General features: G+C 66.3%; 4 protein-coding genes. All 4 read left to right on the top strand.

Annotated features, from left to right (window positions below; translation table 11 throughout):
- Positions 1–617: V-type ATP synthase subunit D (locus ACY693_RS16315; RefSeq protein WP_462322867.1), on the top strand; the 617-nt coding region annotated here is incomplete at its 5' end.
- A gap of 1 nt (position 618) precedes the next feature.
- Positions 619–2,433 (top strand): V-type ATP synthase subunit I, encoded by a 1,815-nt coding sequence (locus tag ACY693_RS16310; protein ID WP_462322866.1) that lies wholly within the window; start codon positions 619–621, stop codon positions 2,431–2,433.
- Positions 2,430–2,876, top strand: coding sequence for an ATP synthase subunit C (locus tag ACY693_RS16305; RefSeq protein WP_462322865.1), 447 nt, complete (start codon positions 2,430–2,432; stop codon positions 2,874–2,876). The genes ACY693_RS16310 and ACY693_RS16305 overlap by 4 nt, the downstream gene beginning before the upstream one ends.
- Before the next feature lie 51 nt (positions 2,877–2,927).
- Entirely contained in the window at positions 2,928–3,710 is a 783-nt protein-coding gene (locus tag ACY693_RS16300; RefSeq protein WP_462322864.1) for a hypothetical protein, read from the top strand.
- The last annotated feature ends 220 nt before the right edge of the window (positions 3,711–3,930 follow it).

Here is a 3,930-nt window from a genome sequence, read left to right as displayed (position 1 = left end):
TACCGCCCGTCATGGCTAAGGTCTCGCTCAGCAAGTCCTCTCTGTCGCAGCAATCGCAGCGGCTGAAGAGCTATCAACAGTTTCTGCCCTCGTTGGACATGAAGCGCAAGCAGTTGATGGGCGAGCGCGCGCGTGCTCAGGCCGAGCGGCGTTCGCTCGAGGCCGCGCTTGAGGCCGTTCGGCAGCGCGTCGCCGAGACCTTGCCGATGCTGGCCAACCATGAGGTCGATCTGAGTAGATTGGTGCGCGTTGAGCGGGTCGAGCTTGGCCGCGAGAACCGCATGGGCACCTGGCTGCCGACGCTGGCCGAGCTTGAGATCACCGTGCGCCCCTATGGCTATCTGTCGAAGCCACATTGGATCGAGCCTCTGGTCGACAGCCTGCGCGAGGCGCTGCGGCTGCGCATCGAACTGATGCTCGCCGAGCGGCGGCTGGTGCTGCTGGACAAGGCCGTGCGCACCGTGACCCAGCGCGTCAACCTGTTCGACAAGGTCCTGATCCCGCAGACTCGAGCCAACATCAAGCGCATCCGCATTGCCCTCTCCGATGCCGAGCGCGCCGCCGTTGTCCGGTCGAAGATCGCGAAGAAGAAACGCGCCGCGGAGGGGCTGGTCTGAGATGGCGATCGAGCCACTGAAGCGGCTGTCGCTGGTCGGCAGCCAGGAGCAAAAGCCATTCGTGATGGACCGGCTGCAGGCACTCGGCTGCCTGCATCTGGTGCCGCTCGCACCGGCCTCTTCGCAGCCTGAGACGCTGCCGCCCGAGCATGCGGTTGAGGCCCGACAGGCGCTGCGGTACCTGGTCGACGAGCCTGCGAAGCGGCGTCAGGTGCACACCGACGCAGGCTTTGACCTGGCCGCGACGATCCAGTCGGTGCTCGAGAACAAGGACCGCATCCGCGCCGCCCTCGACCGTCGTGACGCACTGGCCCAGCGCGCCAAGGATCTCGCCCCTTGGGGCGACTTCAGCCTACCGCCCGCGGAGGCGTTGGCTGGCGAAAAGCTCTGGTTCTATGTCGTACCGCTGCGCCAGCTGAGGGAGCTTGAAGGCTTGGATCTGCCGTGGCAGGTCGTGCATCAGGACAATCGCCAAGCCTTTTTGGTCGTGATTGCCCGGGAGGAGCCGCCGGCCGAGGCGCTACCGGTGCCGCGAACCCATACCGGCGCCCTCTCGCTCAGCCAGGTTGAGCAGCAGCTCGAAGACGCCGAGCTCGAGCTCGAGGATCTCGAGGCCGAGCGGCGCGCCTTGACACGCTGGATCTACCTGCTCAGCAAGCACTTCGCGCGCGCCGAGGATCAGGCCGTGCTGCAGCATGCGCAGAGCCAGACCCTCGACACCGACGGCCTGTTCGCGGTGCAAGGCTGGGTGGGCGTGCCGCAGGTGCCAGCGGTCGAGGCGCTAGCCGCCGAGCAGGGTCTGGCACTGCTGCTGGAAGACCCGGCGCCAGGCGATGCCCCGCCCACGCTGCTGACCAATCCCGAGCGCCTAGGCGCCGGCGAGGACCTGGTCGGCTTCTACCAGATGCCGGCCTACGACAGCTTCGACCCGAGTCGCATCCTGTTCTTCTCATTCGCGATCTTTTTCGCGATGATCCTCTCGGACGCCGGTTATGCGGCACTGCTGGGACTGGGCCTGCTGTTGTTCTGGGGCAAGCTAGGGCGCTCGCCGCAAGGGCGCCGCTTCCGGGTGCTCGCGGGAACCCTGGTCTCGACCTCTTTTGCCTGGGGCGTGCTGGTCGGCAGCTTCTTCGGCGTGGCGCCAGCACCCGGCAGCCTGCCCGCTCAGCTGCATATCCTCGACATCCACGACTTCGACACCATGATGCGGCTCTCGGTGGGCGTTGGCGTGCTGCACCTGGTGTTGGCGAACGTCGTGCGGGTCGGCAACCTCTGGCCGCGGCTGCAAGCGCTGGCGCCGGTCGGCTGGATATTGGTGGCGCTCAGTGGCTTCGGGCTCTGGCTCGGACTGAGTCTGGCTGCCCCGGCACAGACCGCTAACATCGAGCTACTTGGCTATGCCGGGATTGCACTCGGGCTGGCCTTGGTGTTCTTCAGTAGCAGCGAGCGCCCGCTGACAGGTGCCGGCTCGCTCCTGATGCGTGGCCTCGACGGTCTGCTGGCACTCTCGCAAGTGACCAAGATCTTCGGCGATACCCTCTCGTATCTTCGACTGTTCGCACTCGGCCTCGCCTCCGCCTCACTGGCGCTGACCTTCAACGATCTGGCCGTGCAGGTCGATGCCGATGTGCCCGGGCTAGGCCTGCTGCTGCAGCTCCTGCTGCTCCTCATAGGGCACAGCCTGAACCTGGCGCTGGGGCTGATCAGCGGTCTGGTCCATGGCCTGCGACTGAACTATATCGAATTCTACAATTGGGCCCTGTCTGGCGAGGGCTATCCCTTCCGCCCCTTCAAGAAGACGGAGATTACGGAATGAACGAGTTGGTCATCGCCCTCGGCTGGGCCGGCATGTACGGGGCCTTGGCGCTCGGCGCCATCGGCAGCATCATCGGCTGCGCCATCGCCGGCCAGGCGGCAATCGGCGCCATGGTGGATACCGAGTCCGGCTTGGGCCGCTACCTCGGCGTCTCGGTGATGCCCTCGACCGGCGTCATCTATGGCATCGTCATCATGTTCACGCTGCAGCGCGAGGTGACCGCGACCTCGGCGCCAGCCCTGTTCGGCATCGGCCTGCTCGCGGGCATCGCCCTGCTCTACGGCGGCGTGCTCCAGGGTCGCGCCTGCGCCTCGGCCATCCAGGCGATGAAGGTCAAGCCCGAGATCTTTGGCCTCTCGTTGGCGCCTGCCGCCATTGTCGAGGGCTTCTCGGTCTTCGTCTTCGTCTTCGCGCTGGTGCTTGCTGGCAACATCCCGGCCTAAGATGCCGGCCCCAGATGCCAGCCCTCAATCCTGGCCCAAGGTGCAATCCTGATGACTAAGCCCGAGCGCGAAACCGTGCCAGCCTCCAGCCCAACGTCCGATCCAGCACCGGCACAGGCAGCGGCCTCAGCCTCAGCCTCGGCCCGCTCAACAATACCGAGCAGCGCGGCCTCGGCCGGCGTCGACGCGCTGATTCAGCGGCTGCGCGACGACGGCGTCGCCAAGGGTCGCGATGAGGCCGCCCGCATCGAGCAGGAGGCGCGACAGATGGCGGCACGCATCCGCCAAGAGGCGGAAGCCGAGGCCGAGCGACTGATCGCCGAGGCGCAGAAAGAGGCTGCAGCCCTGAAGACCGCGGGTGAGGATGCGTTGCGTCTGGCCATGCGCGACACCGTGTTGCGCATGACGGCGGTACTGACCGGGGCGGTGAGCGAGAAGGTTCGGCGTCTGATCACCACCGAGCTTGAGCGCGAGGAATTCCTGCAGCAGCTGATCTTGGAGGTGGCGCGGCGCGGCCGGGACGAGGCCGGCCTCGAGCCCGGCGACGCGGTCGAGATCGTGCTGCCGCGCGAGCTGATCGGCATCGAAGAGCTGCGCCGCAACCCGCTTGAGCTGCGCGAGGGCTCGCTCTCGCACTTCGTGCTGGCGGTGGCTTCAGAGGTGCTCGAGGAAGGCGTGACCTTCCAGGTCGCCGAAGACGAGGCGCACGGCATCCGCATGCGCCTGAAGAACAAGCAGATCGAGATCGATCTCAGCGACGAGAAGGTCGCCGAGCTGATTCTCGCTCATCTGCAGCCGCGCTTTCGCGCGATCCTGGAAGGCACCGTCAAATAATGGCGACAGGTTGGGCCAGCTCGGTGACCAGCGGCACAGCTCCGACGCAAGCCGCCTTCTCGCTGGCGAGCCGGAGCTAGCCCATGGCGCCGATTGACCGGTACCTGACACTGCTAATCTCGCTGCCCGCGCATGGTCCGTTGTTCGGTGCCACGCAGACACCGCTATCGCGCATTCGTCTGACGATGCGTCTGCGCTGGCTCGAGCCGCAGGATGCCGA

The organism is Halochromatium sp., assembly GCF_054919635.1.
Note: the sequence above shows the minus strand (reverse complement) of the source record. Positions and strands in the feature narration are given on the sequence as shown.